The 14090-nt window shown below is 66.2% G+C and carries 12 protein-coding genes; 3 read left to right on the forward strand and 9 right to left on the reverse strand.

Translation table 11 applies throughout. From position 1 onward, the window contains the following. Positions 1-6: 6 nt before the first annotated feature. The 8 genes from AWB78_RS04230 to hemN form a co-directional block, all read right to left on the reverse strand. On the reverse strand, positions 7-1377 hold the full coding sequence (locus tag AWB78_RS04230; protein ID WP_062602568.1) for an NCS2 family permease: 1371 nt from the start codon (positions 1375-1377) through the stop codon (positions 7-9). Between the two features lie 9 nt (positions 1378-1386). Then, complete coding sequence (locus tag AWB78_RS04235) at positions 1387-2409, reverse strand: adenosine deaminase (protein ID WP_062602569.1); 1023 nt, start codon at positions 2407-2409, stop codon at positions 1387-1389. 38 nt (positions 2410-2447) lie between these two features. Further along, complete coding sequence (xdhC, locus tag AWB78_RS04240; RefSeq protein WP_062602571.1) at positions 2448-3464, reverse strand: xanthine dehydrogenase accessory protein XdhC; 1017 nt, start codon at positions 3462-3464, stop codon at positions 2448-2450. Between the two features lie 53 nt (positions 3465-3517). Then, the gene (gene xdhB / locus AWB78_RS04245) at positions 3518-5881 is read right to left on the reverse strand and encodes a xanthine dehydrogenase molybdopterin binding subunit (protein WP_062602573.1); all 2364 of its coding nucleotides are present in this window, start codon (positions 5879-5881) and stop codon (positions 3518-3520) included. Then, positions 5878-7398, reverse strand: a complete 1521-nt coding sequence (gene xdhA, locus AWB78_RS04250) for a xanthine dehydrogenase small subunit (RefSeq protein WP_062602575.1) — start codon at positions 7396-7398, stop codon at positions 5878-5880. Before xdhA ends, xdhB begins: the two co-directional genes overlap by 4 nt. A gap of 283 nt (positions 7399-7681) precedes the next feature. Further along, complete coding sequence (locus AWB78_RS04255) at positions 7682-8200, reverse strand: disulfide bond formation protein B (protein WP_062602577.1); 519 nt, start codon at positions 8198-8200, stop codon at positions 7682-7684. A 129-nt stretch (positions 8201-8329) separates the two neighbouring features. Further along, positions 8330-9709 carry an amidase gene (locus tag AWB78_RS04260; RefSeq protein ID WP_062602579.1) on the reverse strand — a complete coding sequence of 460 codons (1380 nt, stop codon included), beginning with the start codon at positions 9707-9709 and terminating at the stop codon, positions 8330-8332. 157 nt (positions 9710-9866) lie between these two features. Then, the gene (hemN, locus tag AWB78_RS04265) at positions 9867-11249 is read right to left on the reverse strand and encodes an oxygen-independent coproporphyrinogen III oxidase (protein ID WP_062602581.1); all 1383 of its coding nucleotides are present in this window, start codon (positions 11247-11249) and stop codon (positions 9867-9869) included. 115 nt (positions 11250-11364) lie between these two features. Here hemN and AWB78_RS04270 point away from each other — a divergent pair, with 115 nt between their 5' ends. From AWB78_RS04270 to AWB78_RS04280, 3 genes are all read left to right on the forward strand, one after another. Then, on the forward strand, positions 11365-11682 hold the full coding sequence (locus tag AWB78_RS04270) for a YkgJ family cysteine cluster protein (RefSeq protein WP_062602582.1): 318 nt from the start codon (positions 11365-11367) through the stop codon (positions 11680-11682). Positions 11683-11753: 71 nt separating this feature from the next. Then, a complete protein-coding gene (locus AWB78_RS04275) occupies positions 11754-12347 on the forward strand; it encodes a DUF1439 domain-containing protein (protein ID WP_062602584.1) in 594 nt (197 codons plus the stop codon). A gap of 63 nt (positions 12348-12410) precedes the next feature. Further along, entirely contained in the window at positions 12411-13244 is an 834-nt protein-coding gene (locus tag AWB78_RS04280; protein WP_062602586.1) for an undecaprenyl-diphosphate phosphatase, read from the forward strand. Positions 13245-13309: 65 nt separating this feature from the next. On the opposite strand, the gene trmB is transcribed toward AWB78_RS04280, so the two are convergent. Continuing rightward, positions 13310-14050 carry a tRNA (guanosine(46)-N7)-methyltransferase TrmB gene (gene trmB, locus AWB78_RS04285; RefSeq protein ID WP_062602588.1) on the reverse strand — a complete coding sequence of 247 codons (741 nt, stop codon included), beginning with the start codon at positions 14048-14050 and terminating at the stop codon, positions 13310-13312. Positions 14051-14090 lie beyond the last annotated feature (40 nt).

Below are 14090 nucleotides of genomic sequence, written 5' to 3' on the forward strand. Positions count from 1 at the left end.
ATGTATTTACAACTGCGAAAGCAGCACTAACGAAAAGGCCGCGATGATCCACATCGCCGGCTTGATTTCCTTCGCGCGCCCGGTCGCCGACTTCAGCACGACGAACGCGAGAAAGCCGTACGCGACGCCATCGGTGATGGAGTAGGTCAGCGGGATCAGGATCATCGCGAGGAACGCGGGAATGGCTTCGTCGAAGCGATGCCATTCGATCTGCGTGATCGCTTCCATCATGAACACGCCGACGAGCACGAGCGCGGGCGCGGTCGCGATCGCCGGAACGAGCGACAGGAGCGGCGAAAGGAACAGGAACGGCAGGAAGCACAAGCCCGCGACGACCGCGACGAGACCCGTGCGCCCGCCCGCCGAAATGCCCGCCGCCGATTCGATGTATGCGTTCGCCGGGCTCGTGCCGAGCGGCGCGGACACGAGCGCCGAGAACGAATCGACCATCATCGACTGACGGATGTTGCGCGGATTGCCGTCACGGTCGTAGAGCTTGCCGGCTTCGGAAATCGCCATGAAGGTGGAGAGCGCGTCGAAGAACGACGTGAACAGCATCACGAAGATGAACGGCCAGTAGATGACCTTGAGCGAGCCCATCAGGTCGAGCTGGCCGACCGCGGAAAAGTCCGGCGCGGCGAACAGCCCGTTCCAGTTGACGAGCGTCTTCGTCGCGATGGCGGCGGGCCAGTACGCGGTGCCGTCGCCATAGAAGCGGCCGATCGGAATCGCGATGATCGTCGTGAACACGATGCCGAGCATCAGCGCGCCCGTGACCTTGCGCGCCACGAGCACGGTCGTGACGGCGAGCCCGACGAGGAACGTGATGACGACCGGATTCAGCGACGCCGAATGCACGATCGTGACCGGATCGCCGACGACGAACTTCGCATTCACGAGCCCGATCAGGCTGATGAACAGACCGATGCCGCACGACACCGCGTGCCGCAGATTCGCGGGAATCGCATCGACGACGAGCTTGCGCGCGTTGAACGCCGCGAGCACCGCGAAGATCACGCCGGACCAGAACACGCAGCCGAGCGCCGTCTGCCACGGCATCTTGCCGCCGTGAACCATGACGAACGCGAACAGCGCGTTCATGCCCATGCCGGGCGCGACCAGCACCGGATTGCGCGCGTAGAGGCCCATCGCGCAGCTGCCGAGAAAGCTGACGATGACGGTCGCCGTGAGCGCCGCCGGAAAGGGCACGCCCGCTTGCGACAGGATGCCCGGGTTGACGACGATGATGTACATCGCCGTGAGGAAGGTCGTGATGCCCGCGACGATTTCGGTCTTGGTGCGGGAACCCGCGGCGCGAATGCCGAAGAAGCGTTCGAGGGCGGTGTGGTCGGTTTGAGGAGTGGCCGTTGTTTCCATCTTTCTTGTTTACTGCTTCCAGTGCTTATCCAGGCGCGCGATCATCGCGGCGCGCTCTTCTTCGGTGACGAACGAGGCTTCGAGACTGTTCTTCAACAGCGTGTAGACCTCGTGATCCGTGAGCTTCAGCGCATCGACGATCGCGAAGTAGTTCGCGTTGACGTAGCCGCCGAAGTACGCGGGATCGTCGGAGTTGATCATCACCGCGACGCCCTGATCGAGCAGGTCCTTCAACGTGTGCTTCGTCATGTCGTCGAACACGCAGAGCTTGATGTTCGACAGCGGGCACACGGTCAATGCGATGCGCGCATCCGCGAGACGCGCGACGAGCGCCGCGTCCTCGATGCTGCGCACGCCGTGATCGACGCGATCCACTTGCAGCAGATCGAGCGCTTCGTACACATACGATGGCGGTCCTTCCTCGCCCGCATGCGCGACGAGCTTGAGACCGCGTTCACGCGCCTTCGCGAACACGCGCTCGAACTTCGACGGCGGATGACCGCGCTCCGACGAATCCAGCCCGACGCCGATCAGGCGATGCTTGTACTTGTCGAAGAGGGGCAGCGCGGCGTCGAAGGTCGCGAGCGCGTCTTCTTCGGAGAGATGCCGCAGGAAACACAGGATCAGCCTGCTCGACAAGCCGCGCTTCTCGCCTTCGAGCAAGGCAGCGTCGAGGCCCGCGACGACCGTTTCGATCGATACGCCGCGCTCGGTATGCGTCTGCGGATCGAAGAAGATTTCCGCATGCGCGACGTGGTCCGCGAGCGCGCGCTCGACGTAGGCCATCGTCATGTCGTAGAAGTCCTGCTCGGTCAGCAGCACGCTCGCGCCGGCGTAGTAGATGTCGAGGAAGGACTGCAGATCGGAGAATGCGTAAGCGGCGCGCAACGCCTCGATGGAGTCGTACGCGAGCTTCACGTTGTTGCGTTTCGCGAGCGCGAAGATCAGCTCCGGCTCGAGCGACCCTTCGATATGGATATGCAGCTCGGCTTTCGGCGCGTGCGCAATCTTGTCGGCGAGTGTGGGATTCATGGCTTTGTTGTGTTGGGGCTACGGTTTCCGCCTGTGGGTCAGGCAGTCTGTTGCGACGACGCGTGGCTCGAAGCGTTGGCTTCGACCGCCTGCAGCAGTTGGGCTGCCGCTGCAACGGCGATCACTTCGGGCGCCTTGTCGACGATGCCGTCGATGCCGATCGGGCACACCATCCGCCCGATGCGCGCGGGGTCGATGCCGCGCGCCGCGAGCCGGTGCTCGAACTGCTTGCGCTTCGTGTGCGAGCCGATCATGCCGAAGAACGCGAAATCGCCGCGCACGAGAATGCGTTCGGCCAGCGCGAGATCCATCGTGTGGTTGTGCGTCATCACGATGAAGTACGTGTTGGGCGGCGCATTGTCGACGGCTTCGTCGGGTGCGTCGTTCGGCTCGATCGTCACGTTGTCCGGCACGAACTGCGGCGCGGGAAATGCCGCGTCGCGCGCGTCGACCCAGATCACGTGGCAGGGCAGCGTCGCGAGCACGCGCACGAGCGCGGCGCCCACGTGGCCCGCGCCGAACAGCACGACCTGGAAGTCGCGCGGCGCGATGGTTTCGGTGAGCAGCGCGCCGCTCTCGTCGAAACCGGCGCCGTCCCAGAGCAGACAGTCGGCATCCGTCGCGCCCGGTTCGGGATCGGAGAGCATCACGGCATCGGGCATCGGCGCGAACGAGACGCTGCGCACGGTCGACACACCCTGCGCAGTGCGTTTGAGCAGCGTCGTCACCCAGTTCAGGTCCGATACGTCGAGCCGCTCGAACGCCAGCACGACCGCGCCGCCGCAGCACTGGCCGAGGCTCGGCCCGAGCGCGAAACGCTCGAGCCTTCTCATGCGCGGGCTGCGCATGCCGTCCTTCAGCACTTGCCGTGCGGTTTCGATGGCCTTCCATTCCAGATGGCCGCCGCCGATCGTGTAGCGCGCTTCTTCGCGCGTGACGATCATCTTCGTGCCCGGCTCGCGCGGCGCGGAGCCTTCGACACGCGCGACCGTCACGAGCACGACGGCGTCGCCGTGCGCGAGCAGGTGTTGCAGGTCGTTCAGCCAAACTTGCATCGAGTGAGCTCCAAAGTCGATCGTGTTGCGGGGTTCTGCGTCGTCGCAGGGCGCTAGTTTACCGGGGCGGCTTCTTCGGCCTCGACACGGAGCGCGTCGATGGCATCGAGAATCGCTTCGGGCGTCGCGGGCGCGCGCAGCCTCGGCGCGTCGGGCGTATCCGGCGCCACGGCCGCGATCGCCGCGCGGATCGCGAGCAGCACCGAAAACGACAGCAGCAAGGGCGGCTCGCCGACGGCCTTCGAGCGGAATATCGTCGGCTCGGCGTTGTCGTTTCGATATAGCGCGACGTTGAATTTGGCGGGCGCATCGCTGACGGCCGGAATCTTGTACGTCGACGGCGCGTGGGTCATCAGGCGTCCGTCGCGGTTCCACCACAGTTCCTCGGTCGTGAGCCAGCCCATGCCCTGGATGTAGCCGCCTTCCACCTGTCCGATGTCGATGGCCGGGTTGATCGAGCGCCCCGCGTCGTGCAGCAGGTCGGCGCGCAGGAGCTTCCATTCGCCGGTGAGCGTATCGACGACGACTTCCGACACCGCCGCCCCATACGCGAAGTAATAGAACGGATGGCCCTGCAGCGTCTGCGCGTCCCAGTGGACTTTCGGCGTCGAGTAGAAGCCATCGGACCACAACTGCACGCGCGCGAGATACGCCGCCGCGACGAGTTGGTCGAACGGCATCTGCCCGCCATTCGATTCGACGACGCCGCCATGAAATTTCACATCCGATGCCGCGCCGCCGAGCTGCTTCGCGGCAAGTTCGGCGAGCCGCGCGCGGATCGTGAGCGCCGCGGCTTCGGCGGCCTTGCCGTTCAGGTCGCTGCCCGTCGATGCTGCCGTCGCCGATGTGTTCGCGACCTTCGATGTATCCGTCGCCGTCACGCGCACGCGCTGCAAGCCGATGCCGAGCACGCTCGCGACGACCTGCGCGACCTTGGTGTTGAGCCCCTGACCCATCTCGGTGCCGCCGTGATTGACGAGCACGGAGCCGTCTTTGTAGACGTGCACGAGTGCGCCCGCCTGATTCAGAAACGGCACGTTGAAGGAGATGCCGAACTTGACCGGCGCGAACGCGATGCCGCGCTTGAGCACCGCGCTCGTCGCGTTGAACGCGGCGATATCGGCACGACGTTGCTGATAATCGCTCGACGCGACGAGTTCGTCCGTCAACGCCGCGATCACGTTGTCCGCGACCGGCTGGCCATAGGGCGTCACGTCGCGATCGCCGATGCCGTAATAGTTCGCGCGCCGCACGTCGAGCGGATCGCGCTTCAGGCGATGCGCGATTTCATCGAGCATCACTTCCATCACGAGCGCGCCTTGCGGACCGCCGAAGCCGCGAAACGCCGTGTTCGACTGCGTGTTGGTCTTGCAGCACAGCGCGCGGATTTCGACATCGCCGAGATAGTAGGCGTTGTCGAAGTGGCAGACGGCGCGCGTCGCGACCGCGCCCGACAAGTCCGCCGAGTAGCCCGCGCGCAACGCGATCTCGACGCGCGCGCCCACGATGCGCCCGTCATCGTCGAAGCCGCATTCGTATTCGTAGACCGCGTCGTGGCGCTTGCCGGTGATCATGAAATCGTCGTCGCGATCGGCGCGCAGCTTCACGGGGCGCTTCAGCAGATGCGCCGCGAGCGACGCCACGCACGCGAACACCGCCGATTGCGATTCCTTGCCGCCGAAGCCGCCGCCCATGCGGCGGCATTCGCACAGCACCGCGTGCGTCGGCCAGCCGAGCATGTGCGCGACGACCTGCTGCATCTCGCTCGGATGCTGCGTCGAGCTGTGCACGAGCATGCCGTCCTGCTCTTTCGGCACGGCATACGCGACCTGTCCTTCGAGATAGAACTGCTCCTGTCCGCCGACTTCGAACTCGCCTTTCAGACGATGCGCGGCGCCCGCGATGCGCCCGGCCGGATCGCCGCGCCGCAGATGCAGCGGCGGCAGCACGAACTGGTTGCGCGCCTTCGCCTCGCGCGGCGTGAGCACGGCTTCGAGCGGCTGGTAACGCACGACGTCCTCGCTCTTCGCGAGCGCGGCGGCGCGGCGCGCGAGATCGTGACTTTCCGCGATGACGGCGAATATCGGCTGGCCGAGATATTGCACGACGCCGTCGGCGAGGATGGGGTCGTCGTGCAGCACCGGGCCGCAGTTGTTTTCGCCGGGAATATCGGCGGCGGTGAGCACCGCGACGACGCCGGGCGCGGCGCGCACCGCGTCCAGATCCAGCGACACGATGCGCGCATGCGCGTGCCGCGACAACCCCAGCGCCGCGTGCAGCGTGCCGCGCAATTCGGGAATGTCGTCGGTGTAGATCGCTTCGCCGCTCACGTGCAGCGCCGCCGATTCGTGCGGCAGCGCGGCGCCGGCGGCGTCGGTGGCGGCGTCGAGGGCCATCGGTTCCGAGACCAGGTTCATGGCGCTTCCTCCACATGGGCGCCGTACGCGAATGCGTTCACTTCGGCGAGCGCGAGCGGGGCGTCGGGACGCGTTTCCAGATAGAAGCGCCGCAGCACGTTGCGCGCCACCTTCGCGCGATAAGCGCTCGATGCACGCATGTCCGTGAGCGGCTGAAAATCGGTGTCGAGCGCGGCCATCGCGGCACGCACGCTGGCGTCGTTCCATTCGTGGCCGATGAGCGCCGCTTCGGCCTGCGTCGCGCGCTTGGGCGTCGCCGCCATGCCGCCGAACGCGATGCGCGCATCCGTTACGCGATGGTCGTCGTCGAGCCTGATCGCGAAAGCCGCGCACACGGCGGAGATATCCTGGTCGTAACGCTTCGACACCTTGTACGTGCGAAAGCGCATCGCCGCGACCGGGCGCGGCACGCGGATCGACGCGACGAATTCGCCCGCGTCGAGCGCGGTCTTCTGATAGCCGAGATAGAACGCGTCGAGCGGCATCGTGCGAAGTTTCTCGGCCTTTTGCAGCACCAGCTCCGCGTTCAGCGCGATGAGCGCGGGCATCGAATCGCCGATGGGCGAGCCGTTCGCGACATTGCCGCCGAGCGTGCCCGCGTTGCGGATCGGCCGCGATGCGAAGCGCGTCCACAGCTCGGCGAGCTCGGGATAATCGGCGGCGAGCGCGGCGTACGCCTCTTCGAGCGATGCCGCCGCGCCGATCGTCAGCGTCTGCGCATCGCGCTCGATCGTCTTCAGTTCGTCGACGTTGCCGATGTAAAGCACGTCGCCGAGATCGCGGAACTGCTTCGTCACCCAAAGGCCGACGTCGGTGCTGCCCGCGAGCAGGCGCGCGTCCGGATGCGCGGCGCGCAGCCGGGCGAACTCGGCCCGCGTGACGGGCGCGTGGAAAGCCGGCGTGCCGAATTCCGCGCCGCGTGCGTCGGGCGCGCGATATTCGAAGGTCTGCGTGCGCTTCAAGGCGGCGAGCTGGCGCTTGATCGCGTCGGCATCGAAGGGCGGGCGCGGGTAGTCGAACATGCGCTGCGCGGCATCGACGATCGGCCGATAACCCGTGCAGCGGCACAGATTGCCGGATAGCGCGGCGGCGATTTCATCGCGCGACGGCGGGCCCGCATCGCGCGGATGGCTGTGATAGAGCGCGAACAGCGACATCGCGAAGCCCGGCGTGCAGAAGCCGCATTGCGAGCCGTGGCAGTCGACGAGCGCCTGCTGCACCGGATGCAGCGCGCCATCCGCGCCGCGCAGATCTTCGACGGTGAAGAGCGCGCGCGAATCGAGCGTCGGCAGAAACTGGATGCATGCGTTGACGGCCTTGAGCGCGAGCTCGCCGGCGGCGTCGAGTTCGCCGGTCACGACGGTGCAGGCGCCGCAATCGCCTTCGGCGCAGCCTTCTTTCGTGCCGATGCAAAGCGCCGTCTCGCGCAGATGCTGGAGCACCGTGCGCGTGGCAGGAGCGTCGCCGATCTCGTGCACGGCGCCGCGCTGAAGGAAGCGGATGGTTTGCGTTGTCATGGTCAGGAAGACATTGCGGACCGGGCGCGCGTTACGCGGTTTCCGTCCGCTTCATGGGTTGCCGTGGAAAAAACCTCGACCTGCTTCTGAGCGGAACGGACTGCGCGCACGTAGATCGCCATCCAGACACGAACATATCATCGCAATATCCCAAAAATATTGCGGCTCACGTATCAAGATTATGCGGATGCGCTGATGCGGGAAAGGGAAAGCGCGTCGGAAGCGACGCGTTGGGGCGATGAAGAAGAGGCGCGGGCGGCGCGGACCGGCCGCCCGGCATAAATTACCGTACCGTCGAGCGCAGCTTGCGCTTGAAACGCAGGCTCGCGAGGACCAGCACGAAAATGAGCGCGAACGCGATCAGCGACCATTGCGGCAGCGAGAGGCCGAGAATCGGCGGATACGGCGTTTCGCACAGCCCCGCCACCTTGAAGACCTGCGGCAGCCAGCTAGCGGGCGGCAGACCGTCGACGATGGGCTGAAGCGCATCGAAGCCGCAACTGAAGCCGGGATGCGACTGCACGTACACATGGCGCACCGCGGTGACGAGTCCGCCGAACGCGGCAATCGCGACGAGCGTTTCGAGGAGCGCAATGCCGCGCCAGTTCCGGAAGGCCGCCCCGAGGAACGCGAAGATCGCGACCAGCACGAAGAAATAGCGCTGGATGATGCAAAGCGGGCACGGATCTTCGTTATGGAAGAACTGAAGATACAGCGCGCCGCCGACGAGACCGAGACTCACGAAACCGAGCAGCACGAGCAGGCGTCGCTCGCGGCGCATCACCCGGTCGTCCTGATGCATCGTGAAGTGGTGTAAAGAGTTGTTCATTGTTCCGCAACGATTCGAGAAGGAAGCACTTGGGCTGCGCGGGTATGGCGGTGAATTCTAGCGCGAACACCCGCCGCAACCCGTCGGACGCATGTCTGACGTTCAGCGCGTGGTCGCCAGCACCGCTTCGACGGCGCGACCGATCGACAGCAGCGCGTCGTCCGCGTGCGGCGCGCCCGCGAGCATCAGTCCGACGGGCGCCTCGCCGCGCGGATGGCAGGGCAGTGACAATGCGCACGCGTCGAGAAAGTTGAACGCGGTCGGATTGCGCAGAATCAGCGCGTTGGTGCGCGTGAAGGCGTCGTCGTCGGCTTCCAGCTCGGCGATGCGCGGCGGCAGCACCGGCACCGTCGGGCAGACGATGGCGTCGAAGCGCTGCCAGAGCGTCGTGCGCGCTTCCTCGATCATCGCGGCGCGGGCCTCGCACAGGTCGATGTAATCCGCCGCGCTCGCCGCTTCGGCGCGCGTGAGGCGCGCCAGCACGCGCGGATCGTACTCGCCGCCGCGCTCGGCCATCAGCTTCCGATGCCACGCGTGCGCTTCGATCGCGACGAGCGGAAAGCGGCTGATCTCCGGCAGGCGGTCGAGCGGCGCGAAGCGCACGTCCTCCACGAGCGCGCCCGCCGCGGCGAGATGATTGACGGCCGCGGCGACCGCATTCGCCACAGGCGCCTCGACGCCGTCCGTCACGTAGTTCGTGAGCACGCCGAGGCGCACGCCGTCGAGCGGGCGCGTCGCGGGCACGCCGGGGTCGCGGCCGGCGAGGATGCGGTCGACGAGCGCGCAGCACGCGACCGACACGCCGATCGGCCCGAAGGAATCGAGCGACTTCGAGAGCGGGATGCCGCCTTGTTTCGGGATGCGGTCCGCGGTCGGCTTGAAGCCGGTGAGGCCGCAGAGCGCGGCGGGAATGCGGATGGAGCCGCCGGTGTCGGTGCCGAGCGCGACGGCCGCCATGCCGTCCGCCACCGACGCCGCCGCCCCCGACGACGAGCCGCCCGCGATGCGCGCGTCGCCCGGAACGTCGGCGCGCCACGGCGAGCGCGGCGTGCCGTAGTGCGGGTTGAGGCCGAGGCCGGAGAACGCGAACTCGCTCATGTTGGTGCGCCCGACGATCACGGCGCCCGCGCGGCGCAGGCGCGCGACGGTCGGCGCGTCGGCCTTGGCGGGCGCGGCGCCGTTCAGCACGGTCGAGCCGGCGCGCGTCACCTGGCCTTCGATATCGAAGAGATCCTTGATCGACACCGGAATGCCCGCGAGCGGCGACAGCACGGTGCCGGCGCGGCGCAGCGCGTCGTGCGCGTCGGCGGCGGCGCGGGCGTGATCGGCGTCGACCTGGAGAAAGACGGTCGAGCCCTGGCCGGCCGGATCGGCGATGCGGTCCAGCGCGGCCTCGACGAGCGCGCGGCTCGTCGTGCGGCCGGCGCGGAGATCGGCGGCGAGTTGGGCGAGAGGGGCGAACTGCGGCGAAGTGGTCGGCATGGCGTCGGGCAGTGGCGGTGCCGTTGCGAGAAGCCGGGCATGTCCGGCGCTTCGCATCGGCAGTGAATGGACGGGCGCTCAAGTCTCAAACTCGGTCGCCCGAGGTGGCTGTCATTCTAAGCCACCGACGCCGATCGGGCGCCTGCCGAAACGCCGTTCAGATGGTCCGCGAGAAACGCCGCAGTGTTGCCTGCCCGAGATAGCGGTCGAACACCGACGCGACGTTGCGCACCAGCATGCGTCCGGCGGGCAGCACACGGATCGCGTCGCGCGAGAGATCGATGAGGCCGTCGCCGGCCATCGGCGCGAGGCGCGCGAGCTCGTCGGCGAAGGTCGAGGGAAATTCGATGCCGTGCGCATTCGCGATATCGTCGAAACGCAGCTCGCCGCCGCACATGAGACGCATGATGACTTCGCGGCGAAGCTGGTCGTCGGCGGACAGGCGCACGCCGCGCGCGATGGCGAGCTGGCCCGCGTCGATCGCCGCGGCGTACTCCGGCAGGTCGCGGGCATTTTGCGCGTAGACATCGCCGATCTTGCCGATCGACGACGCGCCGATGCCGATCAAATCGCAATCCGCATGTGTGCTGTAGCCCTGAAAGTTGCGCTGGAGCGTGCCGGCTTCGAACGCGCGCGCGAGCTCGTCGCCGGGCAGCGCGAAGTGATCCATGCCGATGTACACGTAGCCCGCCTCGCTCATGCGCGCGATCACGCGCTCGAGAATCGCGAGCCGCACGGCGGGCGAGGGCAGCGCGCTTTCGTCGATCTGCCGCTGCATCTTGAAGAGCTGCGGCATGTGCGCGTAGCCGAACACGGAGACGCGGTCGGGCTTCAGACCGATGATCGCGTCGAGCGTGCGCGAAAAGCTTTCGACGCTCTGATGCGGCAGGCCGTAGATCAGATCGACGCTCACCGACTTGAAGTGATTCTTGCGCGCGGCGTCGAGCACGGTTTCGGTCATCTCACGCGGCTGGATGCGGTTGACGGCGTGCTGCACGCGCTCGTCGAAGTCCTGCACGCCGAGGCTCAGGCGATTGAAGCCGAGCTCGCGCAAGAGCGCGATCGTTTCCGCCGATGCCTCGCGCGGATCGACTTCGATCGAATATTCGGCGCGTTCGTCGGAAACGAGCTCGAAGTGCTCGCGCGTCGCGGACATCAGCTCGGCCATCTCGGCGTGCGAGAGGAACGTCGGCGTGCCGCCGCCCCAGTGAAGCTGCGTCACGGGGCGCGATGTATCGAAGAGTTCGGCCTGCAGCGCCAGCTCGCGCTTCATGCGGTCCAGGTAGGGGCGGGCGTGCGCGCGGTTCTTCGTCGCGACCTTGTTGCAGCCACAGTAGAAGCAGACGGTGTCGCAGAACGGGATATGGAAATAGAGCGAGAGATCGGCGTCTGCGCTGCCGTTTCGCGCCGCTTCGCGGTAGTGCGCGGGATCGAATGAGTCGGTGAACTGGACGGCGGTCGGATAGGACGTGTAGCGCGGGCCTTGCGCGTCGTAACGCGCGAGCAGGTCGGGGCGAAAGAGCGGGGCGGCGGGAGTCATGGCGGACCTTTAAGAATCGTCCGAGTGTAGTCTGGCGTTCCGCGCGGTCATTGCGTGATAAGGTCGCAGCCCGATGGCAGCGATTTGACGAAGCGCAAACAAGCGGCGTGGGACAATGCTGTTTTGGTTCGTTTTGTCCTGTCCCGTCATGTCGATTCATTCGCCCCACGCCTGCCGCGAGGGCTGCGGTGCGTGCTGCATCGCGCCGTCCATTTCCAGTCCGATCCCGGGGATGCCGCAGGGCAAGCGCGCGGGCGAGCGTTGCGTCCAGTTGGACGATGATCTGCGCTGCCGGATTTTCGGGGATCCGCGACGGCCCGCATGTTGCGGCGGGTTGCAGCCTTCCGCGGAGATGTGCGGGGAGACGCGGGAATATGCGCTGGTGTGGATCGAGCGCTTGGAAAGACAGACGCAGCCGACGCAACTGTCATGACGAACGGCGGTCCAATCCGCGAACCGCGCCACATGGCGCAGACCTGAATAAAGAGCATTGGAGGATCACGCATGACGGAACCCGTCGCGCCGTTGCGGCGCCGGTTCGTGCTCGCGGCACTGTTATCGCTGCCTGCACTCGCACTCGCCTCGAAGGCTCACGCCGCCTCGAACTCGATATTCCCCTTCATTCCGGATCACTACACATTCTCGACGCAGCAAGTTCAGGCCGCCGTCGCGCGCAAGTTTCCGCTGCAGCGCACGGCCTCGCAAATTTTCGATGTCGTCCTGAGCAATCCCGTCGTCGGCATGGCGCCGGATCGCAATCGCGTGACGGTGCGCGTGGATGCACGTCTGTCGACGCCCTTCATGCCGAACCCCGTGATCGGCGCGTTCACGCTCTCGACGCAACTCGGCTACGACGCGCCGAGCCGCTCGGTCATTCTCGTCTCACCGTCAGTTGACGACGCGCAGTTCAGCGGTGACGCCGCGCAGTACAACCAGCAGATCGCTTCGGTCGGGGCACAGCTTGCAGCTCAATTACTCGACCGCTATCCGATCCACGCCTTCAAGCCCGAAGAACTCCAGTTCGCGGGCGTGTCTTATGAACCCGGTACAATCACAGTCCTTACAAACGGCATACGTGTGCAGATCGTCGAGAAGTGAGTTGAAAACGCTGCGCAATGTGCTTCACAACCAACGACGATAACGGCGAACAAGGGCTGACGGATGGACTGGATATTGATGGTGAAGGCGCTCATTCTGGGTGTCGTGGAGGGCTTGACCGAATTCCTGCCGGTCTCGAGCACGGGGCATCTGATCGTAGCGGGCAGCTTGCTGAATTTCACCGACGCGCAGTCGAAGACTTTCGACGTCGTCATCCAGTTCGGCGCGATTCTCGCGATCTGCTGGGAATATCGCGCGAAGATCGGCTCGGTGGTCACGGGTCTGCCGGCCCGCTCCGACGCGCGGCGCTTCACGCTGAATGTGATCATCGCGACGATTCCGGCCATCGTGCTCGGCCTGCTCTTCGAGAAGCACATCAAGTCGGTGCTGTTCTCGCCGGTGCCGGTATCGGTGGCGCTGATCGTCGGCGGCATCGTGATTCTGTGGGCCGAGGCGCGCCAGCGCGAACGCGGCGCCCTGACGCGCGTGCATTCCGTCGACGATCTTTCCTACGGCGATGCACTCAAGGTCGGCCTCGCACAATGCTTCGCGCTGATTCCCGGCACGTCGCGGTCGGGCGCGACCATCATCGGCGGGATGCTGTTCGGACTCGAGCGGCGCGTGGCCACGGAGTTTTCGTTCTTCCTCGCCATTCCGATCATCTTCGGCGCGACGCTCTACGAAATGGCGAAGTACTGGCGCACGCTGACCGTGAGCGACATCGGGCTCTTCGCCATCGGGCTCGTGGCCGCGTTCGTGAGCGCCTTCGTGTGCGTGCGCTGGCTGCTGCGCTACGTCGCGTCGCACGACTTCACGGCGTTCGCGTGGTATCGCATCGGCTTCGGCCTGCTGATCCTGATCGTGGGCTACAGCGGCGGTTTGAGCTGGGCCGACTGATTTCCTTCGCGCCATGAAAAACGCCACGGCTTGCCGTGGCGTTTTCTTTTGTTTTCCCGACGCGCTCAGCGGCGGCGGAACATCAGGTCCCACACGCCGTGTCCGAGCCGCAATCCGCGCCGCTCGAACTTCGTGACCGGGCGGAAATCGGGCCGCGGCGCGTAGCCGTCGGCGGTGTTTTCGAGCGCGGGTTCCGCCGACAGGACTTCGAGCATCTGCTCGGCGTAGTTCTGCCAGTCGGTCGCGAGGTGGATATAGCCGCCCGGCTTCATGCGCGACACCAGCAGCGCGAGGAATTTCGGCTGAATCAGACGGCGTTTGTGATGACGCGCCTTGTGCCACGGATCGGGGAAGTAGATGTGCACGCCGTCGAGGCTGTCCGGCGCGATCATGTGTTCGAGCACTTCCACCGCGTCGTGCTGCAGGATGCGGATATTGCCGAGCGCATGTTCGCCGATGAGCTTGAGCAGCGCGCCGACGCCCGGCTCATGCACTTCCACGCCGATGAAATCGTCGCCGCCGCGCGACGCCGCGATTTCCGCCGTGGTCGCGCCCATGCCGAAGCCGATTTCCAGCACGCGCGGCGCCTTGCGGCCGAACACTGCGTCCCAGTCGGCGAGTTGCGGCGCGTAGGGCACGACATAGCGCGGGCCCAGCTCGTCGATCGCGCGTTGCTGGCCCGGCGACACGCGGCCCGCGCGCGTGACGAAGCTGCGGATGCGGCGACGGTGCAGCGTCGAATCTTCGTTTGCTTCGGATTGGGCGTCGTGCTCGACGCCGTCGGCGTCGTGGGGATCGTGGTTCATGGCGAGGCGATGCTGGAAACTAAAAAGCCGCCCAAGCGTG

Source organism: Caballeronia calidae (assembly GCF_900044055.2).
GTDB lineage: Bacteria > Pseudomonadota > Gammaproteobacteria > Burkholderiales > Burkholderiaceae > Caballeronia > Caballeronia calidae.

Excerpts from the sequence above, each read along its gene's own strand:
- xdhC (WP_062602571.1), bottom strand. The coding sequence starts at position 3,464 with ATGCAAGTTTGGCTGAACGACCTGCAACACCTGCTCGCGCACGGCGAC.
- trmB (WP_062602588.1), bottom strand. The coding sequence starts at position 14,050 with ATGAACCACGATCCCCACGACGCCGACGGCGTCGAGCACGACGCCCAA.
- AWB78_RS04255 (WP_062602577.1), bottom strand. The coding sequence starts at position 8,200 with ATGCATCAGGACGACCGGGTGATGCGCCGCGAGCGACGCCTGCTCGTG.
- AWB78_RS04260 (WP_062602579.1), bottom strand. The coding sequence starts at position 9,709 with ATGCCGACCACTTCGCCGCAGTTCGCCCCTCTCGCCCAACTCGCCGCC.
- AWB78_RS04270 (WP_062602582.1), top strand. The coding sequence starts at position 11,365 with ATGCTGTTTTGGTTCGTTTTGTCCTGTCCCGTCATGTCGATTCATTCG.
- xdhA (WP_062602575.1), bottom strand. The coding sequence starts at position 7,398 with ATGACAACGCAAACCATCCGCTTCCTTCAGCGCGGCGCCGTGCACGAG.
- AWB78_RS04230 (WP_062602568.1), bottom strand. The coding sequence starts at position 1,377 with ATGGAAACAACGGCCACTCCTCAAACCGACCACACCGCCCTCGAACGC.
- AWB78_RS04275 (WP_062602584.1), top strand. The coding sequence starts at position 11,754 with ATGACGGAACCCGTCGCGCCGTTGCGGCGCCGGTTCGTGCTCGCGGCA.
- AWB78_RS04280 (WP_062602586.1), top strand. The coding sequence starts at position 12,411 with ATGGACTGGATATTGATGGTGAAGGCGCTCATTCTGGGTGTCGTGGAG.
- AWB78_RS04235 (WP_062602569.1), bottom strand. The coding sequence starts at position 2,409 with ATGAATCCCACACTCGCCGACAAGATTGCGCACGCGCCGAAAGCCGAG.
- xdhB (WP_062602573.1), bottom strand. The coding sequence starts at position 5,881 with ATGAACCTGGTCTCGGAACCGATGGCCCTCGACGCCGCCACCGACGCC.
- hemN (WP_062602581.1), bottom strand. The coding sequence starts at position 11,249 with ATGACTCCCGCCGCCCCGCTCTTTCGCCCCGACCTGCTCGCGCGTTAC.